This is a genomic window from Isoptericola sp. NPDC056578, from assembly GCF_042793275.1.
GTDB lineage: Bacteria > Actinomycetota > Actinomycetes > Actinomycetales > Cellulomonadaceae > Isoptericola.
Map to the genome: position 1 here is coordinate 24,260 of NZ_JBHTVC010000002.1, position 19,405 is coordinate 43,664.

The window sequence follows — 19,405 nt, forward strand, 5'->3', positions numbered from 1 at the left end:
ACCGCATCCCGCGGGGCGTCCCGGCCTGCCGAGTCTCCACCTGCCCTGCCCTCGCAAGGCCTTGTCGCCGGCGCCGACCGGGCGCTTGACTGTGCACCGCCGGCACGGCGCCGGCACGTCGCCCGAAGGAGTCGCCAGGATGCCCTCCCCCGTCACGCTCTCGCCCCGCTCCGCCGAGGTGGTCCGCTCCACCCTCCCCGTGGTCGAGGACTCGATCGACGACATCACCACGATCTTCTACCGGACCCTCCTGGACGAGCACCCCGGCCTGCTCGGTTCGATGTTCTCCCCCGAGCGGATCGCCGACGGCTCGCAGCAGAGGGCGCTCGCGGCCGCGATCACGTCCTGCGCGGCGATGCTCGTCGCCGACGAGGACGCCGACCCCCGCGACGTGCTCGCGCCCGTCGCCCGCCGGCACCGTGCGGTCGGCGTCGAGCCCGCGCAGTACGAGGTGGTGCACGAGCACCTGTTCGCGGCCATCATCGCCGTGCTGGGCGACGCGGTGACGCCCGAGGTGGCGGCCGCATGGGACGAGGTCCACCGGACGATGGCGAGCACCCTCGTCGAGCTCGAGGCGGCGTGACGACGGGTCACCGACCGGCGGGGCGCGTCAGGCGTCGTCGAGGATCTGCCGGATCCGCGCCACCCGGTCGGTGACCTGCTTCTCGAAGCCCCGGTCGCTCGGGTCGTAGTAGCGCCGACCGGCGAGCTCGTCGGGGAGGTACTGCTGGGCCGCGATGGCGTGCGGCGCGTCGTGCGCGTACCGGTATCCCTTGCCGTGGCCGAGGCCCTCGGCGCCCGCGTAGTGCGCGTCGCGCAGGTGCGGCGGCACGACGCCCACCTTGCCCGCGCGGACGTCCGCCAGCGCGGCGTCGATCCCCTGGTACGCCCGGTTCGACTTCGGCGCGGTGGCCAGGTGCACGACCGCCTCCGCGAGGACGATCCGTCCCTCGGGCATCCCGATGAGCTGGACGGCCTGCGCGGCCGCGACGGCGGTCTGCAGGGCGGACGGGTCGGCCATGCCGACGTCCTCCGCCGCGGAGATCACCAGGCGTCGGGCGATGAACCGCGGGTCCTCGCCCGCGGCCACCATGCGCGCCAGGTAGTGCAGGGAGGCGTCCACGTCCGAGCCCCGGATCGACTTGATGAACGCGGAGACCACGTCGTAGTGCTGGTCGCCGTCACGGTCGTACCGCACGGCGGCGACGTCGACGGCCCGCTCGACCGTGTCGAGGTCCACGGCGACCGGGTCCCCGGGGTCACGCCCGGGGGTGGCGTCGGCCAGGGCCGCGCCGGCGGCCGCCTCCAGGATGGTCAGGGCCTTGCGCGCGTCCCCGCCCGCCATGCGCACGAGCTGGTCCTCCGCGTCGTCCGCCAGCTCGACGGCGCCGTCCAGACCGCGCTCGTCCGCGACGGCGCGGCGCACGAGGGCGCGGACGTCGTCGGCGGTGAGCGGCTTGAGCGTGAGCAGCAGGGATCGGCTCAGCAGCGGGGAGTTGACCGAGAACGACGGGTTCTCCGTGGTGGCCGCCACCAGCGTCACCCACCGGTTCTCGACGCTCGGCAGCAGCGCGTCCTGCTGCGTCTTGGAGAAGCGGTGCACCTCGTCGATGAAGAGCACGGTCTCCTCGCCGCCCGTGGCGAGGCGCCGGCGGGCGTCCTCGACGACCTGGCGCACCTCCTTCACGCCGGCGGTGACCGCGGAGAGCTCGACGAAGCGCCGGCCGGAGACCGTCGCGACGAGGTACGCGAGGGTCGTCTTCCCCACGCCGGGAGGCCCCCACAGGATCACGGACCCCGGGGCGGCCCGGCGGGCCGACTCGTCGTCCGGCTCCACGAGCCGGCGCAGCGGCGAGCCCGGCACGAGCAGGTGCGCCTGGCCCGCGACCTCGTCGAGGGCGGCCGGGCGCATGCGCACGGCGAGAGGGGCGCTCGGGCCGGTGCGGCCGGTCGCCGGCGTGCCGCGGGTGCCGGTGAGCGCGGCGTCGAACAGGTCCATGCGCCTCAGCCTACGGAGCCCCACCCACGGACCGGGCGCGCGGGGCCACCCTGCGGCTGTGACGTGGCCCGCCCTAGGGTGGGCCGCATGGACGCCGACGTCGTGGTCGTCGGGGCGGGGCCCACGGGACTGCTCCTGGCCGGGGACCTGGCCCGCGCGGGCGCGCGGGTCGTGGTGGTCGAGAGGCGCCCGGCCGGACTCAGCAACCTCACCCGCGCGTTCGCCGTGCACGCCCGCAGCCTCGAGGTGCTCGACGCACGCGGGCTGGCCGACGAGCTCCTGGAGACCGGACGCCGGGTGCGCCGGATCCGCGTGTTCGGTCGCGTCGACGTCCGCCTCGACGCGCTGCCTGGCCGGTTCCCGTTCGTGCTCGTGACCCCGCAGTACGAGGTGGAGCGCCTGCTGCGACGCCGGGCGGAGGACGCCGGCGCGGAGTTCCGGCACGGGCTGCGCGTCACCGACGTCACCCAGGACGACGACGGCGCCACGGTGGTGGCGGTCGAGGAGGGCGGCGGCGCGCCGGAGGCACCCGTGCGACTTCGCGCACCGTGGGTGGTCGGCACCGACGGCGTCCGGTCGACCGTGCGGCGGGCCACGGGCATCGCCTTTCCCGGCGCGACCGTGATCCGCGCCATGGTGCTCGCGGACGTCCGCCTGGCCCGTCCGCCCGAGGACGCGCTCACCGTCGCGTCGGCCGGCGGTGCGCTGGGCTTCCTCGCCCCGTTCGGGGACGACTGGTACCGGTTCATCGGCTGGGACGAGGCCCTCGACCACGGCGCAGATGGGCCCGTGGACCTCGACGAGGTGCGCACCCTCGCACGGGCGACGCTCGGCGACGACCACGGGATGGCCGAGCTGCGGTTCGGCACCCGCTTCGCGGCCGACGAGCGCCAGGCGACCCGCTACCGGGCCGGGCGCGTGCTGCTCGCGGGCGATGCCGCGCACGTGCACAGCCCGGCGGGCGGGCTCGGCATGAACACCGGCCTGCAGGACGCCGCGAACCTGTCCTGGCGCCTCGCCGCCGTCGTCCGCGGCGCCGACGACGACCTGGTGGACGGGTACGCGGCGGAGCGCCACCCCGTCGGGACCCAGGTGCTGCGCACCAGCGGCACGATGCTGCGGCTCGCCACGCGTCCGGGGCCCACGGCCGCCGTCCTGCGCGCCATCGGCGCCACCCTGCTGTCGCGGGTCGCGGCAGCCCGCCGACGCGCCGCCGCGTCGGTCTCCGCCCTCGGCGTGCGGTACCCCGCCCCGCCCGGCGCGCACCCGGCGGCCGGGAGCCGCGTGCCGGACCTGCCGCTGGTGCCCGGACCTGCGGGGCCGCGCCTCGCGGAGGCGCTGCGCGCGGGGCGGTTCGTCCTCGTCGGCCCCGAGGCGGGCCCACCGGAGGACGTGCCCAGGGCGCCCGGCGAGCTCGACGCCGGCGAGCGGGTCCACGTGCGACGCGCCGACGGTCGCGACGCGACCCTGCTGGTGCGGCCGGACGGCTACCTCGCCGACGCGCGGCGGCCGGGGTCACCGGCGTCGGGCACGGCGTGAGCAGCGCACGGCGCGGGCCGTCGGGCAGGTCGGGAGCGAACCGGCGGGGTGCGCCCGGTCAGGGCCGCCAGCTCTCGAACCGCTGCGCGACGACGTAGCCCAGGCGGAGGTAGACGCGGCGCGCCGCGTCGTTGTCCGCGTACATGCCGAGGGTCACCAGGGCGACCTCGTGGAGACCGGCTCGGGTGGCGGCGGCGGTCACCGCGGCCGCGATCCCGCGACCGCGCCACGCGGGGTCGGTCCCGATCGAGCCGAGCACCCACGGCTGGCCGGAGACCCGCCGGGACGCGCCCGCGACGCCCCGCAGCACGCCGGCGTCGTCGCGCCAGCCCCACCAGCGCGACCGTGGCTCGTCCGGCGGCAGCTCGCCGTGGGGGTTCGCGACGGCGAGCGCACGGGCGAGCTCGTCGCGGGCGTGGGGGCCGTCGAGCTCGGCGACCCGCTCCTCGCCGGGCTGGGCGCCGGGCGCCGCGGTGGTGCCGAACCAGTCCCACGCGCCGGCGGGCTGCCGGTCGAAGGGCTCCGGCGCGGCGCCGGCACGGGGAGCCTGGACGGCCAGGGCGGCGTGGGTCCCGCGCGGCAGCGACGCGCGCCGCACGCGCAGCGCGTCGCCCTGCGACCGCAGCTCCGTGCGGGCCCGCAGGAGGAGCCGCGCCGCGCCGTCGGCCGTCCCGACGCCGAGGAGGCTCGTGCCCGCGGCGTCCGCCTCGACCGCGAAGGGCCGCTCGCCGTCCGTGCGCTCGCGCCACCGCAGGCGCACGAGCAGGGCGTCGTCGTCCCACCAGACGTGGCTGGCGTCCCACCCGTGGAAGGCGTGCTCGGCGACGACCACCGGGTGCAGGGCCCAGCGGTCGGGCAGCCTCGCCCCGGCCACGTCGGTGACCGGGGCGAGGCCGTGCCCGTCGAGAGCGAGCGTCACGCCCCCGCGGCCGGGGCAGCCTCGTCCTGCGGGACGGCGTCGACGCCCGCCTCCTTGCGCTGCTCCGGCGTGATCGGGGCCGGGGCCTCGGTGAGCGGGTCGTAGCCGCCGCCCGACTTCGGGAACGCGATGACGTCGCGGATCGACGCCGACTTCGTCAGCAGCGCGACGATGCGGTCCCAGCCGAACGCGATGCCGCCGTGCGGCGGGGCGCCGAACTTGAACGCGTCGAGGAGGAAACCGAACTTCTCCTGCGCCTCCTCGGGGCCGATGCCCATGACGTCGAACACGCGCTCCTGCACGTCGCGGCGGTGGATACGGATGGAGCCGCCGCCGATCTCGTTGCCGTTGCAGACGATGTCGTAGGCGTAGGCGAGCGCGTTGCCCGGGTCGGACTCGAAGCTGTCGATCCACTCCGGCTTGGGCGACGTGAACGCGTGGTGCACGGCCGTCCAGGCCGAGTGGCCCAGGTCCACGTCGTCGTCCTCGCCCGTGGGCTTGAACAGCGGTGCGTCCACCACCCAGACGAACGCCCAGGCGTCCTCGTCGACCTGGCCGGTGCGGTGCGCGATCTCCAGCCGGGCCGCGCCGAGCAGCGCACGCGCCTCGGCGGTCCTGCCGGCCGCGAAGAACACGGCGTCGCCCGGGTGCGCGCCGGTGGCGGCCGCGAGGCCCTCGCGCTCGGCGTCCGACAGGTTCTTGGCGACCGGGCCGCCCAGCGTGCCGTCCTCGCCGTAGGTGACGTACGCGAGGCCCTTGGCGCCGCGCTGCTTGGCCCAGTCCTGCCAGGCGTCGAACTGCCGGCGCGGCTGCGACGCGCCCCCGGCCATCACGACGGCGCCCACGTACTCGGCCTGGAAGACGCGGAACGGCGTCTCGGCGAAGTAGTCCGTGAGCTCGACGAGGGGGTTGCCGAAGCGCAGGTCGGGCTTGTCCGTGCCGTACAGGCGCATGGCCTCCGCGTAGGTCATGCGGGCGATCGGCGTGGGGATCTCGACGTCGACGAGCTTCCACAGGGCGACGAGGACCTGCTCGGCGAGCGCGATGACGTCGTCCTGGTCGACGAAGCTCAGCTCGACGTCCAGCTGCGTGAACTCCGGCTGGCGGTCGGCGCGGAAGTCCTCGTCGCGGTAGCAGCGGGCGATCTGGTAGTAGCGCTCCAGCCCGCCGACCATGAGCAGCTGCTTGAACAGCTGGGGGCTCTGCGGCAGCGCGTACCAGGAACCGGGCGCCAGGCGCGCGGGCACCAGGAAGTCGCGCGCACCCTCGGGCGTCGAGCGGGTCAGCGTGGGCGTCTCGACCTCGACGAAGTCGTGCTCGTCGAGCACGCGGCGGGCGGCCTGGTTCGCCTTGGCGCGCAGCCGCAGGGCGTGCGCCGGCGCGGGGCGGCGGATGTCGAGGTAGCGGTGCTTGAGGCGCGCCTCCTCGCCGATCACCTCGGTGTCCGCGAGCGCCGTCGAGACCTGGAAGGGCAGCGGCGCGGACTCGTTGAGCACCACGACGTCCTTCGCCACGACCTCGATCTCCCCGGTGGCGAGGTTCGGGTTGGCGTTGCCCTCGGGCCGGCGACCGACCACGCCCGTCACCTGGAGCACGAACTCGGAGCGGAGCGGGTGCGCCACCGCCTCGTCGCGGATGACGACCTGCGCGATGCCGGACGCGTCGCGCAGGTCGATGAAGGCCACTCCCCCGTGATCCCGGCGCCGATCGACCCACCCCGTGAGGGTGACGGTCTGACCGATGTGCTCGGCCCGCAGTGAGCCGGCCGTGTGGGTGCGGAGCACGGAGTGTTCCTTTCGAACGGGGTGGGGACGGCGTCGCCGGTGGCGACGCGCGGACGCGCGAGGCGCCCGTGCGAGTCTAGTCGGTGGCCGAACCCCTTCCGCGAGGAGATTCCCATGGCGCCACGGATCGCCACCACGACCACCGTCGACCGCGACGAGCTGCTGGAGGTGCTGCGGGCGCGCCACCACGGCGTCCTCGTCACCACCCGGCGGGACGGCTCGCCGCAGCTGAGCCCGGTGACGTTCGGCGTGGACGCCGCCGGCCGGGTCGTGGTCTCGACGTACCCGGACCGCGCGAAGGCCGTGAACCTGCGGCGCGACCCGCGGGCGTCGTTCCTGGCCCTCGGCGACGACTTCGACGACGCCTGGGTGCAGGTGGACGGCACGGCCGAGGTGATCGACGTGCCGGACTCGGTGGAGCCGCTGGTCGAGTACTTCCGGGCCGCCGCCGGGAAGGAGCACCCGGACTGGGACGAGTACCGGGAGGCGATGCTGCGTCAGGGCAAGAGCGTCGTGCGCATCACGGTGGAGCGGTGGGGCCCCGTCGCGACCGGCGGGTTCCCCGCCCGGCTGGTCGAGGGCGCCTGAGAGCCTGGTCACACCCACCGCGCGCCCGCCCGGCGGGCCGTAGCGTCGACCCCATGGCGACGTTGCCCGACCCCGTCTGGCCCGTGCTCGTGCTCGCGTTCGTCTCCGCGGGCGACGCGCTCCTGTGCGTAAAGCCGGTGGCGTTCATCGCGCAGTGCTTCCGGGACGTGAACTTCCCGGAGCGCTGGTGGTGGGTGATGCCGTGGATCAAGGCCGCCGCCGCGGCCGGGCTCGTCGCGGGGATCTGGATCCCCTACCTCGGGCTCGTCACCGCCGTCTGCCTGGTCGTGTACTTCGTGCTCGCCCTGACGTTCCACGTCCGGGCGCGGGACTTCGGCCGCAACTTCTTCGTCAACGCCACGGGCATGTTCCTGCTGTGCCTGTTCGTGCTGTGGTTCTCGTTCCTGCGCTGAGCCCGTCTGTGCCCCAGAAGAGCACCAGCCCTCAGAAGAGCACCTGCTCGACGCCCGTGCCGGCCACCTGGAGCCCGCCGCCGTCGCGCGGCATCCCCGCGAGCGCCCCGGCCGGGTAGTCGCCCTCGTCGTGCGGCTTCAGGTCGTCCGGGAACCGCCCCGTCGCACCCGAGCGCGAGCGGTGCCCGGACGAGCGGAAGCCGCGCTCGGTGAGGAGGGGCTCCACCCGGTCCCAGAGCCACTGCCGGTAGGCCTCGAGCGCGTAGGTGCCGCGGGCGTAGACGCGCCCGTAGCCGGCGACGGCACGCGGGTGCTCGCGCTCCAGCCACTGCAGGTACCACTCGCGGGTGCCGGGCTTGAGGTGCAGAGGCACCACGGTGACTCCCATGGCGCCGGCGTCCGCGACGGCGTCCAGCAGGCGGCGCAGGTGGTCGCGGGAGTCGGTCAGCCACGGCAGCACCGGGGCCACCATGACGCCGCAGGGCAGGCCCGCCGCCCGCACCGCGCGGATCAGGTCGAGGCGCGCGCGGGGTGTCGGCGTCCCCGGCTCGACCGACTGCTGCAGCTCCTCGTCGGCGGGCGAGTCGGCGAAGCCGAGGGAGACGCCGAGCCCGACCTCCACGCGCTGCGCCGCGTCGGCGATCAGGGGCAGGTCGCGACGCAGCAGCGTGCCCTTGGTGAGGATCGAGAACGGCGTGCCCGAGTCAGCGAGCGCTCCGACGATGCCGGGCATCAGGCGGTACCGGCCCTCGGCCCGCTGGTACGGGTCGGTGTTGGTGCCCATCGCCACCGGCTCCCGCGTCCACGACGGCCGCGCCAGCTCGGCGCGCAGCACCTCGGCCACGTTCGTCTTCACCACGACCTGGGAGTCGAAGTCACGGCCGGCGTCCAGGTCGAGGTACTCGTGGGTGGGGCGGGCGAAGCAGTACCTGCACGCATGACTGCATCCCCGGTACGGGTTGACGGTCCACCCGAACGGCATCTTCGAAGCGGCGGGCACCTTGGACAGCGCGCTCTTGGCGAGCACCTCGTGGAAGGTCACGTCGGCGAACTCCGGCGTCCGCACCGTGCGCACGAGGCCGAGCCGCCCCAGGGCGGACCGTTCGAGCCCCGGCAGGGCACCGTCGTCCGCGCCGACAGTCTGACCTTCCCATCTCACGCAATCATTCGAACAGATGTTCGATCGATTGTCCAGGCCCGGCCGGCCCCTGTCACCGGCGGAGCCGCGCGAGCGCCCGGCGGCCCCGCTCGCCCCACGGCAGCGGGCGGCCGGCCAGCTCGGCGAGCAGCACGACGACCGTGTCCAGGGCGGCCGCGGTCACCTCGCGCGGCACGGGTCTGTCGGGGTCGGCCCAGTCGTCCCCCGGCGCCACCGGCAGCAGGTCGTCCAGGTCGCCGTGCGCGGTGACGTCCTGGTCGCGCAGCCAGGCGACCCAGGTCTCGCTGAGGTCCGCCACCCACGGATGGTCGTCGGGCCCCAGGGCGACGGGGGTGGACCGCCGCGGGGCGAGCGCGTCGCCGGCGACGATGCCGTCCACGATCGGCGAGAGGGCGCCGCCGCGCCGCGCCGCGTCGCCGAGCCGACGGTTGAGCCCGCGCAGCACCTGGGCCTCGGGCGCCCCGACCGAGGCGTTCGACCGCTCGGCGTCCCGCGGCGCCCACGCGGGGTCGACGTCGATCGCGTCCAGGAACCGGAGCCAGAGCGCGTCCCTGGCGCCGCCCACCGGCGGGGCCGTCACGAGGTGGACGCGCGGCGCCGGGAGGCCCGCGGCCCACACGGGCAGCACGTGGGTCGGGTCCAAGGACCTCAGGAACGCGGACCGACCCGCCCTGGCGCGGTCGAGGTAGGCGCGCAGCGTCGTCCTCGAGCCGAACTTCAGCGTCTCCTGCCATCCGCTCGCGAGCTCGCGCGCGAGGTCTCGGGCGGTGAGGACCACGTGGACCTCCGCGCCGGTCGCGGCCAGGTCCGCGAGCGCCCGGGCCGCCTGGTCCGGGTCCGCTCTCGCCAGCAGCTCGTGGCTGACGACGACGTCGCCCCGCGTCCGCCGCACCTGGCGCACCAGGCGGTCCCACGCCCCGTCAAGGCGCCGCGGGTCGATGCCGTGGCGCGCCCCCGTGACGTCCAGCGCGGCGAAGTAGTGCAGCCGCGGATCCCCCAGCGGACCGCTCGGGTACAGCACCCCGTGCCGTCGCAGGTCACGGCGGTTCGCGTGGAGACGGGACTGCAGGTAGGTGGTGCCGGACTTGGGCGCACCCACGTGCAGGAAGACTCGGCTCGGCATGGGCCCCAGCGTCGCACGACGCCCTGGGCACGCCCTGGACAGGTCCCGGGCGCGCGGCCCGGTCACAGCGCCAGCGAGACCCCCGACCGCGACGTGGCGAACAGCCCGTCCGCCCCCTGGAGCGTGAGCGCCGGGACCGGCGCCGCGGCGAGGTCCGACGGCCGGTAGCGCTTGAGGTCCCCGCGGTAGACGACGGTGCCTGGCACCGCCAGCAGCGTCTGCGGTCGCACCTTCCAGCGCGGGACGCCCAGGTCGCACACCCCGGCGTCGCGTAGCACGTGATAGACGAACTCGGAGCAGAAGAACCGCCGGTCGTCCTCGGACCCCCGGCCGAGCAGCCCGGTCACGAGGCCCGGGGCGTTGTACGCGTACGTGTGGCTGTCGAGGAGGAACTCCGCGACGCGCGCGCCCACGGCGTCCCGCTGGCGGGGTGTCACGGGGACCTCGAGGACGACGCCCGGCAGCCGGTCCATCCCCCGGTACAGGTCGTCGTCGAGCCGCTCGCGCTTGAAGCAGCCGACGAACGGGTTGGACGCGCGGCGGCGCCCAAAGCTGAACATGAGCTCGAGGTCGGCGTCGAGCGCCAGCGCCGCGTGCGTGTACTCGTCCCGCGTCGCGAGGCGGATCGTCCGCGACAGGACGGTGCTGCTGCGGGACAGGACCACGTAGATGCTCACGGCGGTCACCGTACCGTTCCCCGGGCGCCGTCCGGCCAGGTCAGCAGCGAGATCAGGGTGAATCTCAGGGGCGCCTCAGGGTGTTCGGGGGACAACCCCCGCGGGAGGTCCCCCGATCAGTTCCGCCCGGGCGCGGGGTCCACCCCTCAGGCCGGTCGCCGCCGGCCGCTTCCCGACCCGAGGAGTACCCGTGATCACCGTGCAGCGCGGCTTCAGCAGCTTCTCCGTCGACGACCTCGACGCCGTCGAGTCGTTCTACCGGGACGTCGTGGGGCTGCGCGTGACGCGTACGTCCATGGGGCTCGAGCTGGACGTCACCGGCGGCACGGCGGTCTTCGTGTACCCGAAGGGCGAGGCCCACGAGCCGGCGAGCCACACCGTGCTCAACCTCGTCGTGCCCGACGTCGTCGCCGCGGCGGCGGACCTGCACGCCGCCGGCGTCGACCTGGTGCGCTACCCGGGGTTCGCGCAGGACGCCGACGGCGTCGTGCGCAGCGCCGACCCGCGCCAGGGCCCGACCATCGGCTGGTTCCGGGACCCGGCGCGCAACGTCGTCGCGCTCATCGAGGCCTGAGCCTCACCCTGCCGCGCCCGGGACGACCCGCGGGAACAGGTCCTCCGCGGGCGGCTCCCACGACGCGGCGTCGGCGTGGACCTGCTCGCCCGAGCGGATGTCCTTGACGTCGCCGGCCAGCGCATCGGGCTCCCTGCCGTCCTCGCCGGGCTGCGCCGGGAACCACACGAACGGGATGCCGCGCCGGTCGGCGACCTTGATCTGCTTGCCGAACTTCGCCGCCGTCGGCGCGACGTCCGCCGGGACGCCGCGTGCGCGCAGGGCCGCGGCGACGGCGTCGGACCGGTCGCGGTGCGCCTCGTCCGTGACCGCGACCAGCACGGCCGCGGGCACGCCGCGCGTCGCGGCGACCAGCCCCGCGGACAGGAGCCGGGAGACCAGGCGGGAGACACCGATCGACAGGCCGACGCCCGGGTAGGTGTTCTTGCCGTCGGAGGCGAGGGTGTCGTAGCGCCCGCCCGAGCAGATCGAGCCGAGCTGCTCGTGCCCCACCAGCACGGTCTCGTAGACGGACCCGGTGTAGTAGTCGAGGCCGCGTGCGATCTTCAGGTCGGCGACGACGACGCCGGGCGCGCGGCGCGCGGCCGCCTCGATCAGCGCGGCGAGCTCCCCCAGGCCCGTCTCGAGCAGCTCCGTGACCGCGTCGTACGACGCGGCCAGCGCCCGGACCCGGTCCACCACGGTCGTGTCCGTGCCCGAGATCGCGGCGAGCTCGAGGCATGCCTTGGCCTGCTCGGGCGTGGCGTCCTGCTCCGCCTGCAGCAGCTCCGCGACGGCGTCGGCACCGATCTTGTCGAGCTTGTCGACCTGGCGCAGCACGCCCACGACGTCGTCGAGGCCCAGCCCGCGGTAGAACCCCTCGGCCACCTTGCGGTTGTTCACGAGGATGCGGACCTCGGGCACCCCAACGTCGCGCAGGGCGCCGAGCGCCGCGGCCATCACCAGCGGGAGCTCGACCTCGTAGTGATAGGGCAGCTCGCCCGCGCCGACGACGTCGATGTCGGCCTGGACGAACTCACGGAAGCGGCCGTCCTGGGGACGCTCGCCCCGCCACACCTTCTGGATCTGGTAGCGCTTGAACGGGAAGGCGAGCCGGCCGGCGTTCTCGAGCACGTAGCGCGCGAACGGGACGGTGAGGTCGAAGTGCAGGCCGAGCTGCTTCTCCGCGCGGTCGCCCGGGGCGTCGCCCTCCTCCTGCAGCCTGCGCAGCACGTACACCTCCTTGGAGGTCTCGCCCTTGCGCAGCAGCTGGTCGAGCGGCTCCACCGCCCGCGTCTCGATGCCGGCGAACCCGTGCAGCTCGAACGTGCGCCGCAGCGTGTCGAGGACGTGCTGCTCGACGACGCGGCCGTCGGGGAGCCATTCGGGGAAGCCGGAGAGCGGGGTGGGGCGTGCCATGGGCCTCATCTTCCCAGACGCCGGAGCCGTCGCGGGACCCTGTCCCAGCACGGGCGGTACGGGGCCGGCACGGGACCCGCACGGGACCAGCACGGGACCAGCACGGGGTCAGCGAAGGTAGGGGTTGGTCGCCAGCTCCCGGTCGACGGTGGTGGTCGGGCCGTGCCCGGGCACGACGCCGAGGCCCGGGTCGAGCCGACCCACGACGTCGCGCAGCGTGCGCGCCATCGTCGCGGCGTCGCCGCCCGGCAGGTCGGTGCGGCCCACCCCGCCCGCGAACAGGACGTCCCCCGCGAGGACCACGCCGGCCTCCTCGGCGACGAGGAGCGTCGAGCCCTCGGTGTGCCCCGGCGCGTGCAGCGTCCGCAGCCGCACCGCGCCCGCGACGAGCTCGCCCTCGCCGCCCGGGCCGACGTCGAGCGGCTCGACGGCGACGGGCGCACGGTAGTCCTCGGCCCGCCGACCCGTGGCCGCGAGCGCCTGCGCGAGGGCGCCGCTCACCCCCGGGTCGCCGCCGTCGCGCACCGCGGCGAGGCCCAGCGTGCCGAACGGGTCGGCCAGCCGGTAGGCGTCGGCGGGGTGGATGCGCAGGGGCACGTCGTACCTCTCGCAGAGCGCCGCCGCGTCCCAGGTGTGGTCCACGTGCCCGTGGGTCGCGACGACGGCGCGCGGGACCAGGCCACACTCGGCGACCAGGCGCTCGACCTCGGGCGCCACGCCCGCCCCGGCGTCGACGACCACGCAGTCGGCGTCCCGGCCGTCGGCGCCGGCGACCACGACGCAGCAGTTGGTGGCGAAGACGGGGGCGACGACGACGAGGATCTGCACGGCGCCACGCTAGCGGCCGGCGGCCGGCGTCGGGGCCACGTCATGGGCCACGGCCACGACCGCCCTGCGGATGTGACCTGCGTCCCGCGCCCTAGACTGTCCCCCGCGCGCGGAACTTCCCGTGCGGCGACGGGGACGAGTCGAGGAGGTCCGCGAGTTGGCGGCCACCAAGCGCGAGCGGGAGTACGCCCGCAAGCGGCAGGAGAAGTGGGAGCAGCGGCAGGCGCAGGCGCGCGCCCGGCGGCAGCGGACGTTCGCGATCGTGGCGATCGTGGCGATCCTCGCGCTGGTGGGCGGCGGGTTCGTCGTCGCGAACCTCGGCGGCGTCGCGGGCCCTGCGGCCTCCTCGACGCCGCAGGCCGCCGGAGACTGCCCGCCCGCGGAGTACGGCGCACGCTCCGGCGGCGACCGGCCCGACCCCTCGGCCGCCGAGGGCAGCACGTGGACCGCGACGCTCGACCTGTGCACGGGGGCGGGCGACTCGCAGGTCGTGGTCGAGCTCGACGGGGCTGCCGCCCCGCAGGCCGTCGCAAGCTTCGTGTCGCTCGCGAAGCAGGGGTACTTCGACGGCACGGCCTGCCACCGCCTCACCACCTCCGGCATCTACGTGCTGCAGTGCGGCGACCCCACGGGGACCGGGACCGGTGATCCCGGCTACTCGTACGGCCCGATCGAGAACGCCCCGGAGGACGACGTCTACCCCGCCGGGACCATCGCGATGGCCCGCCGCGGTGACGACGGCGAGTCGATCGGCTCGCAGTTCTTCGTCGTGTACCAGGATTCGACCATCCCGTCCGACACCGCGGGCGGGTACACGGTGCTCGGCACCGTCACGTCCGGCCTGGACGCCGTCCAGGCAGTCGCTGACGCGGGCGTCGAGGGAGGGGCCGGCGACGGCTCCCCCACGAGCCCCGTCATCATCGAAGGAGTGGAGACCCAGTGAGCGAGAGCACCCCCGGCTCGACCGGCCCCGAGGAGACCCCGGCCGGCACCGAGGAGACGGCCGAGACTCCATCGCAGACGACCCCGGACGAGGCGACCCCGCCCGCCCCCGCGGCGGACCCGCAGCCCGCCGCGGGCGAGACCGCAGAGACGGCTCCGCCGGCCGAACCCACGGAGACGACCCCCGAGGCCGGACCCACGGAGACGACCCCGGAGCCCGAGACCGCGCCGGCGGCCGAGCCGCAGAGCCCGGCCGCCGGGACGGCCGACACCGCCGAGACGGTTGCCGGGCCCGAGTCCGTCGACGCGGCTCCGGCCGAGCCGACCCCGGCCCCTGCGCCTGCTCCTGCCCCGGCCCCGGCGAAGCCGTCCGGCGTGCCGAAGCCGCCCCGCCCGGGCGCGCCCAAGCCGTCGGCGCTGCGCCGCCCCGCCGCGCCCACGCCGGCGGACGTGCCGCCCGCCGAGCCCACCACCCCCGTGGCCCCTGTCGTGCCGCCGGCCCTCGACGCCGCCGCGGCGGCCGCCGCAGAGGCGTTCGGTCGCGTGGACGAGGACGGCACGGTGTTCGTGCGGGAGGCCGCCGGCGAGCGCCAGGTGGGCCAGTTCCCGGGCGTGGACGCCTCGGAGGCGATGAGCCTCTACGTGCGCCGCTACCTCGACCTCGACGCCAAGGTCGCGCTGTTCGAGACCCGTCTCGACAGCGCGGACCTGTCCGTCCGCGAGATCGACCAGACCCTCGCGAAGCTCGCGGAGGAGACCGGCGAGCCGGCCGCCGTCGGCGACCTGGACGCCCTGCGGACCCGCGTCGAGGGCCTCAGGGCACGAGCGGCGGAGCGTCGTGCCGCCCTCGAGCAGGAGCGCGCGGCCGCCAAGGCCGAGGCCGTCGCCGCCCGGACCACCATCGTCGAGGCCGCGGAGAAGATCGCCGCCACCGACCCCAGCAAGATGCAGTGGCGCCCGGCCGGCGAGGAGCTGCGTGCCCTCCTGGACCGGTGGAAGGAGTCGCAGCGCACCGGGCCGCGCATCGACCGCCCCTCCGAGGAGGCGCTCTGGAAGCGGTTCAGCCACGCACGCACCGCGTTCGACCGCGAGCGGCGCCACTTCTTCGCCGACCTCGAGCAGCGCAACTCCGCCGCCAAGTCGGCCAAGGAGAAGCTGGTCGCCGAGGCGGAGTCCCTCCAGACCAGCACCGACTGGGGGGCCACCGCTGCCGCCTACCGCGACCTCATGACGCAGTGGAAGGCCGCGGGGCGCGCCAGCCGCAAGGACGACGACGCGCTCTGGTCCCGGTTCCGGGCGGCGCAGGACGCGTTCTTCGGCGCCCGGGACGCCGAGAACGCGGCGATCGACGCCGAGTACGGGCAGAACCTCGAGGTCAAGGAGGCGCTCCTCGCCGAGGCCGAGGCTCTTCTGCCCGTCAAGGACCTCGCGGCCGCGAAGGAGAAGCTGCGCGACCTCCAGGACCGCTGGGAGGAGGCCGGCAAGGTGCCGCGCGCCGACATCCAGCGTGTCGAGGGGCGCATGCGCGCCGTCGAGACCGCGGTCCGAGGCGCCGAGCAGGCCCGCTGGGACCGCACCAACCCCGAGACCCGCGCGCGGGCCGAGGGCGCCGCGGCACAGCTGGAGGCGGCCATCGAGGGTCTCGAGCGTGACCTCGCCGAGGCGCGCGAGTCGGGTGACGCGCGGCGCGTCGAGGCGGCCGAGACGGCGCTCGCCGCGCGGCGCGCCTGGCTCGAGCAGGTGGTCCGCGCCGCGGAGGACACCCGCGGCTGACCGTGCGGGCCGCCGACGGGGTCGTCGCGCGTCCGCGACGATCCACAGGCGCTGACCCGAAGGGGCTCACGACCGGATAGTTTCCGCGTCGTGAGCCCCTTCGTCTTCCTCGCCGTACCCCCCGCGCCACCCGCTCCTCCCCCTGGCGCACGCCACGGGCCCTCCTCCCCGCCGCCACGCCTCGGCGACCTGCTCGCGCCCCCGCGCCGGTCGCGCGGGCTCCTCGTGCGACCGGCGGACGTCGGCGGCCGGGCGGCGTGGGACGTCCTCGTGCGCGACGGCGCCCTCGAGACGGTGCGGGACGACGCGGCGGTCGTCGCCGGCACGCCCGTGACTCCCCCGCTGCGGGCCGCGCTGCTGGCCAGGTCGCTGCCGGCGGGAGCCGTGGCCGCCGGGCGCACGGCGGCGTGGGTGCATGCCGGCCGGGCGGCGGGCCCGCGTGCCACCGAACATCTCGACGTCGCCTACGCGGCCGGCGGGCACCGGCCCGAGCTCTGGGGTGCCGGCCTCGTGTGGCAGGCACCGCTGCTGCGCGGCGACGTCGTCGAGCTGTCCGGGGCCCGCGTGACCGCGCCGCTGCGGACCGTCGTCGACGTGGCCGTGCACGTCCCGGTCGAGGAGGACGCGGCACGGCTCGCCCGGACCGTCGCGGACGCCTGCGGCCTCGCCCTCGCGGACGCGGCCGCGCTGCTGGAGCGCCGGGCCCGCGTCGTCGGGCGGCCGCGTGCCCGCCGCGTGCTGGCCCGGGCCGGCGCCCTCCGTGCGGCGCCCGCCGCCCTGCCCTAGGTTGAGCCGCATGGCCTCCGCCGCACCCGCCGTCGAGCTCGACGCCGCTGGCCGCGCCGTGCGCGTCTCCAGCCCCGACCGTGTCGTCTTCCCCGAGCTGCCCGACCGCCCGGGCCTCACGAAGCGGGAGATCGTCGAGTACTTCCTGTCGGTGGGTGACGGGATCCTCGGCGCGCTCCTGCACCGGCCCACGACGCTCGAGCGCTGGCCGAAGGGCTGGTGGCCGGAGGCGGTGATGGCGACGCGCGCCGACAACCGCGGCGACGCGTTCTACCAGAAGCGCCTCCCGAAGGGTGCGCCCGACTGGGTCGAGACCGCGACCATCGCCTTCCCCAGCGGGCGCACCGCCGACGAGGTCGCGCCGACCGAGCTCGCCGTCGTCGCCTGGGCCGCGAACCTCGGCACCCTGACCTTCCACCCGTGGCCGGTGCGCCGCGACGACGTCGAGGCGGTCGACCAGCTGCGCATCGACCTCGACCCGCAGCCCGGCACCTCCTTCGACGACGCCGCGGCCGTCGCGCCGCACCTGCGCGAGCTGCTCACGGAGCTCGGGCTCACCGGCTACCCGAAGACGTCGGGCGGGCGCGGCCTGCACGTCTTCGTGCCGCTCGCGCCGCGATGGTCGTTCCAGCAGGCCCGCCGCGCCACGATCGCGATCGGCCGCGAGCTGGAGCGACGCCTGCCCGACCAGGTCACCACGAAGTGGTGGAAGGAGGAGCGGGGCGAGAAGATCTTCGTCGACTACAACCAGATGGCGCGCGACCGCACCATCGCGTCCGCGTACTCCGTCCGGGCGAACAAGCGCGCCACCGTCTCCACCCCGCTGGAGTGGGACGAGGTCGGCGAGGTGCACCCCGACGACTTCGACGTCACGACCGCGCCCGCCCGGTTCGCCGAGCGCGGCGACCTGTTCGCCGCGTTGCGCGCCGACCGCGACCCGGCACTCGACTGCTCCCTCGACGCGGCGCTGGAGCTCGCGCGGCGCGACGAGGAGGAGCACGGTCTCGGCGACCTGCCCTACCCGCCGGAGTACCCGAAGATGCCGGGCGAGCCGAAGCGCGTGCAGCCCAGCCGGGACACCGACCGCAAGCGCAGCTGACCGGCCCCTCCTCCGTCAGGGACGGGTGTAGCGCAGGAAGACCGACCCGTCGCGGAGCGGGACGCACTCGGCGCGGGCGAGATCGACCTGCATGCCGTCGGGCAGGTGGCGCAGGCCGCCGCCCGCGACGTGCGGCACCACGCGCACGGTCATCTCGTCGACCACCCCGGCCAGGAGCGCCCCCGCGGCGGTCGTCGGGCCGGAGACCTCCACGACGCCGTCGGTCCCGGCCGCGATCTCGGCCAGCCGCCCGGGGGTGAGCCGTGGCTCGAGCGTGGTGCGCGGCGCGTCGAGGGGTTCCCGGGCGGCGACGAGGGAGTCCGAGCAGACGATCTTGTCGATCCCGGTCCAGATCTCGGCGAACTCGTCCGCGGCGTCGCTCAGCCCGCGCTCCCACGTGTCCCACACGCGCATCGTCTCGAACATGCGCCTCCCCACGACGAAGGTCCGCACGTCCCGGACCTGGTCGTTGATGAAGGCGTGCACGGCGTCGTCCGGCGCGCCCCAGTCGAAGTCGCCCGACGCGTCGGCCACGTAGCCGTCGAGCGAACAGCTCATCAGTCCGTACCTGAGGGTTCCCATGCCCCCCAGACCTCCCAGGAGTCCTCGACTCATCGGTGGTCCGCCGCACGTCCGGGCTCAGGCGGTGCCCGGCGCCCCGGGCAGGAGGCCGGCCAGGTCGTAGCCGACCGGCTCCTCGAGCTGGGCGTACGTGCACGACGCCGGCTCACGGTCGGGCCGCCAGCGCTTGAACTGCGCGGTGTGCCGGAAGCGCGAGCCCTCCATGTGGTCGTACCCCACCTCCAGCACCCGCTCGACGCACAGCGGCGTGAACGACAGGTCCTTGCCCGCGCTCCAGCGCGACTGCGCACCCGGGCGCCGCTCCCCGGCGCTGCCGTCGGCGACCGCCGGGTCCTGCCAGTCGGCCCACGGGTGCGCGGCGGCGTCCTCGGTGCCCGGTTCCACGACGAGGGGCGCGAGCTCCGCGTGCAGGGTCGCCCGCCGCGCTGCGGGGAACGACGCCGAGACGCCCACGAACTGCAGGCTGTCCGGATCGTCGGCCTCCGCGTACAGGCCGAGGAGCAGCGAGCCGATGAGCGGCTTCTCGGGCGTCGACGTCTTGTGCAGCCGATAGCCCGCCAGCACGACGTCGGCCGTCCGCGCGTGCTTGATCTTCAGCAGCACGCGCTTGTTCGGCTGGTACGCGTCGTCGAGACGCTTGGCGACGACGCCGTCGAGGCCCGCGCCCTCGAACGCCTGGAACCAGTCGCGCGCGACGGCGGCGTCCTGCGTGCGGGGCGTGGCGTGCACCTGCGGCCCGTCGAGGCCGAGGCCGTCGAGCGCCGCGAGCCGGTCCCGCAGGGGCCGCCCGGACAGGTCGTCCTCGCCGAGGGCCAGGACGTCGAAGACGACGAGACTGGCCGGGGTCTCGGACGCGAGGAGCCGCACCCGGGAGTCCGCGGGGTGGATCCGCTGCCCGAGCGCGTCGAAGTCGAGGTGCGCCGCCCGAGCCGCGCCGTCCCCGGGGCGGGCGACCACGATCTCGCCGTCGACGACGCAGCGCTCCGGCAGCGCGTCGAGCGCCGCGTCCACCACGTCCGGGAAGTAGCGCTGCATCGGCCGCCCGTTGCGCGAGTCGATCCGCACGTCGTCGCCGTCGCGGAACACCAGGGCGCGGAACCCGTCCCACTTCGGCTCGTACACCCACACCGCCTCGCCGTCGGGCTGGTCCGGCACGTCCGGCACCGACTTCGCGAGCATGGGCAGCACCGGCGGTTCGAGCGGCAGCGTCATGCTGGCGAAC

General features: G+C 75.5%; 19 protein-coding genes. 9 read left to right on the forward strand and 10 right to left on the reverse strand.

Features of this window, described 5'->3' with window-relative positions; translation table 11 throughout:
• Nucleotides 1-139 precede the first annotated feature (139 nt).
• Nucleotides 140-583: a globin domain-containing protein gene (locus tag ACFQ80_RS01055; protein ID WP_430562232.1), complete on the forward strand. Its 444-nt coding sequence runs from the start codon at nt 140-142 to the stop codon at nt 581-583.
• Nucleotides 584-610: 27 nt separating this feature from the next.
• Here the strand turns inward: ACFQ80_RS01055 and ACFQ80_RS01060 are convergent, their stop codons facing one another.
• On the reverse strand, nt 611-1,999 hold the full coding sequence (locus ACFQ80_RS01060) for a replication-associated recombination protein A (RefSeq protein ID WP_430551234.1): 1,389 nt from the start codon (nt 1,997-1,999) through the stop codon (nt 611-613).
• A gap of 78 nt (nt 2,000-2,077) precedes the next feature.
• Here ACFQ80_RS01060 and ACFQ80_RS01065 point away from each other — a divergent pair, with 78 nt between their 5' ends.
• Nucleotides 2,078-3,538, forward strand: a complete 1,461-nt coding sequence (locus ACFQ80_RS01065; protein ID WP_430562336.1) for an FAD-dependent oxidoreductase — start codon at nt 2,078-2,080, stop codon at nt 3,536-3,538.
• Nucleotides 3,539-3,596: 58 nt separating this feature from the next.
• On the opposite strand, the gene ACFQ80_RS01070 is transcribed toward ACFQ80_RS01065, so the two are convergent.
• The gene (locus ACFQ80_RS01070; protein WP_430562233.1) at nt 3,597-4,457 is read right to left on the reverse strand and encodes a GNAT family N-acetyltransferase; all 861 of its coding nucleotides are present in this window, start codon (nt 4,455-4,457) and stop codon (nt 3,597-3,599) included.
• Nucleotides 4,454-6,241, reverse strand: coding sequence for an aspartate--tRNA ligase (gene aspS / locus ACFQ80_RS01075; RefSeq protein ID WP_430562234.1), 1,788 nt, complete (start codon nt 6,239-6,241; stop codon nt 4,454-4,456). Before aspS ends, ACFQ80_RS01070 begins: the two co-directional genes overlap by 4 nt.
• 114 nt (nt 6,242-6,355) lie before the next feature.
• Here aspS and ACFQ80_RS01080 point away from each other — a divergent pair, with 114 nt between their 5' ends.
• Both ACFQ80_RS01080 and ACFQ80_RS01085 read left to right on the forward strand, forming a co-directional pair.
• Nucleotides 6,356-6,829 (forward strand): PPOX class F420-dependent oxidoreductase, encoded by a 474-nt coding sequence (locus ACFQ80_RS01080; RefSeq protein ID WP_430562235.1) that lies wholly within the window; start codon nt 6,356-6,358, stop codon nt 6,827-6,829.
• Nucleotides 6,830-6,882: 53 nt separating this feature from the next.
• A complete protein-coding gene (locus ACFQ80_RS01085; RefSeq protein ID WP_430551229.1) occupies nt 6,883-7,242 on the forward strand; it encodes a DoxX family protein in 360 nt (119 codons plus the stop codon).
• Nucleotides 7,243-7,273: 31 nt separating this feature from the next.
• On the opposite strand, the gene ACFQ80_RS01090 is transcribed toward ACFQ80_RS01085, so the two are convergent.
• The 3 genes from ACFQ80_RS01090 to ACFQ80_RS01100 all read right to left on the reverse strand — a co-directional run bounded on the left by ACFQ80_RS01090 (nt 7,274) and on the right by ACFQ80_RS01100 (nt 10,201).
• Entirely contained in the window at nt 7,274-8,401 is a 1,128-nt protein-coding gene (locus tag ACFQ80_RS01090; protein ID WP_430562236.1) for an Rv2578c family radical SAM protein, read from the reverse strand.
• A gap of 52 nt (nt 8,402-8,453) precedes the next feature.
• On the reverse strand, nt 8,454-9,524 hold the full coding sequence (locus tag ACFQ80_RS01095) for a hypothetical protein (protein ID WP_430562237.1): 1,071 nt from the start codon (nt 9,522-9,524) through the stop codon (nt 8,454-8,456).
• Nucleotides 9,525-9,586: 62 nt separating this feature from the next.
• Nucleotides 9,587-10,201, reverse strand: coding sequence for a hypothetical protein (locus ACFQ80_RS01100; protein WP_430551226.1), 615 nt, complete (start codon nt 10,199-10,201; stop codon nt 9,587-9,589).
• Between the two features lie 190 nt (nt 10,202-10,391).
• Between ACFQ80_RS01100 and ACFQ80_RS01105 the strand changes: the two genes are divergently transcribed.
• Nucleotides 10,392-10,775, forward strand: a complete 384-nt coding sequence (locus ACFQ80_RS01105) for a VOC family protein (protein ID WP_430551225.1) — start codon at nt 10,392-10,394, stop codon at nt 10,773-10,775.
• 3 nt (nt 10,776-10,778) lie between these two features.
• Here ACFQ80_RS01105 and hisS read toward each other — a convergent pair whose 3' ends face one another.
• Together hisS and ACFQ80_RS01115 are read right to left on the reverse strand one after the other, a co-directional pair.
• Nucleotides 10,779-12,173 (reverse strand): histidine--tRNA ligase, encoded by a 1,395-nt coding sequence (gene hisS / locus ACFQ80_RS01110; protein ID WP_430562238.1) that lies wholly within the window; start codon nt 12,171-12,173, stop codon nt 10,779-10,781.
• A gap of 108 nt (nt 12,174-12,281) precedes the next feature.
• Complete coding sequence (locus ACFQ80_RS01115; protein ID WP_430562239.1) at nt 12,282-13,001, reverse strand: MBL fold metallo-hydrolase; 720 nt, start codon at nt 12,999-13,001, stop codon at nt 12,282-12,284.
• Between the two features lie 157 nt (nt 13,002-13,158).
• Here ACFQ80_RS01115 and ACFQ80_RS01120 point away from each other — a divergent pair, with 157 nt between their 5' ends.
• The 4 genes from ACFQ80_RS01120 to ligD all read left to right on the forward strand — a co-directional run bounded on the left by ACFQ80_RS01120 (nt 13,159) and on the right by ligD (nt 17,601).
• Entirely contained in the window at nt 13,159-13,944 is a 786-nt protein-coding gene (locus ACFQ80_RS01120) for a peptidylprolyl isomerase (protein WP_430562240.1), read from the forward strand.
• The gene (locus ACFQ80_RS01125) at nt 13,941-15,716 is read left to right on the forward strand and encodes a DUF349 domain-containing protein (RefSeq protein WP_430562241.1); all 1,776 of its coding nucleotides are present in this window, start codon (nt 13,941-13,943) and stop codon (nt 15,714-15,716) included. The genes ACFQ80_RS01120 and ACFQ80_RS01125 overlap by 4 nt, the downstream gene beginning before the upstream one ends.
• A 90-nt stretch (nt 15,717-15,806) precedes the next feature.
• Nucleotides 15,807-16,502: a hypothetical protein gene (locus ACFQ80_RS01130; protein ID WP_430562242.1), complete on the forward strand. Its 696-nt coding sequence runs from the start codon at nt 15,807-15,809 to the stop codon at nt 16,500-16,502.
• A gap of 10 nt (nt 16,503-16,512) precedes the next feature.
• On the forward strand, nt 16,513-17,601 hold the full coding sequence (ligD, locus tag ACFQ80_RS01135; protein ID WP_430562243.1) for a non-homologous end-joining DNA ligase: 1,089 nt from the start codon (nt 16,513-16,515) through the stop codon (nt 17,599-17,601).
• A 15-nt stretch (nt 17,602-17,616) separates the two neighbouring features.
• Here the strand turns inward: ligD and ACFQ80_RS01140 are convergent, their stop codons facing one another.
• Together ACFQ80_RS01140 and ACFQ80_RS01145 are read right to left on the reverse strand one after the other, a co-directional pair.
• Nucleotides 17,617-18,159: a dihydrofolate reductase family protein gene (locus tag ACFQ80_RS01140; protein ID WP_430562244.1), complete on the reverse strand. Its 543-nt coding sequence runs from the start codon at nt 18,157-18,159 to the stop codon at nt 17,617-17,619.
• 81 nt (nt 18,160-18,240) lie between these two features.
• Nucleotides 18,241-19,395: an ATP-dependent DNA ligase gene (locus ACFQ80_RS01145; RefSeq protein WP_430562245.1), complete on the reverse strand. Its 1,155-nt coding sequence runs from the start codon at nt 19,393-19,395 to the stop codon at nt 18,241-18,243.
• Nucleotides 19,396-19,405 lie beyond the last annotated feature (10 nt).

Coding starts and splice junctions, on each gene's coding strand:
- ACFQ80_RS01055 (WP_430562232.1), top strand. CDS start 140: ATGCCCTCCCCCGTCACGCTCTCGCCCCGCTCCGCCGAGGTGGTCCGC.
- ACFQ80_RS01060 (WP_430551234.1), bottom strand. CDS start 1,999: ATGGACCTGTTCGACGCCGCGCTCACCGGCACCCGCGGCACGCCGGCG.
- ACFQ80_RS01080 (WP_430562235.1), top strand. CDS start 6,356: ATGGCGCCACGGATCGCCACCACGACCACCGTCGACCGCGACGAGCTG.
- ACFQ80_RS01085 (WP_430551229.1), top strand. CDS start 6,883: ATGGCGACGTTGCCCGACCCCGTCTGGCCCGTGCTCGTGCTCGCGTTC.
- ACFQ80_RS01095 (WP_430562237.1), bottom strand. CDS start 9,524: ATGCCGAGCCGAGTCTTCCTGCACGTGGGTGCGCCCAAGTCCGGCACC.
- hisS (WP_430562238.1), bottom strand. CDS start 12,173: ATGGCACGCCCCACCCCGCTCTCCGGCTTCCCCGAATGGCTCCCCGAC.
- ligD (WP_430562243.1), top strand. CDS start 16,513: ATGGCCTCCGCCGCACCCGCCGTCGAGCTCGACGCCGCTGGCCGCGCC.
- ACFQ80_RS01140 (WP_430562244.1), bottom strand. CDS start 18,159: ATGAGCTGTTCGCTCGACGGCTACGTGGCCGACGCGTCGGGCGACTTC.
- ACFQ80_RS01145 (WP_430562245.1), bottom strand. CDS start 19,395: ATGACGCTGCCGCTCGAACCGCCGGTGCTGCCCATGCTCGCGAAGTCG.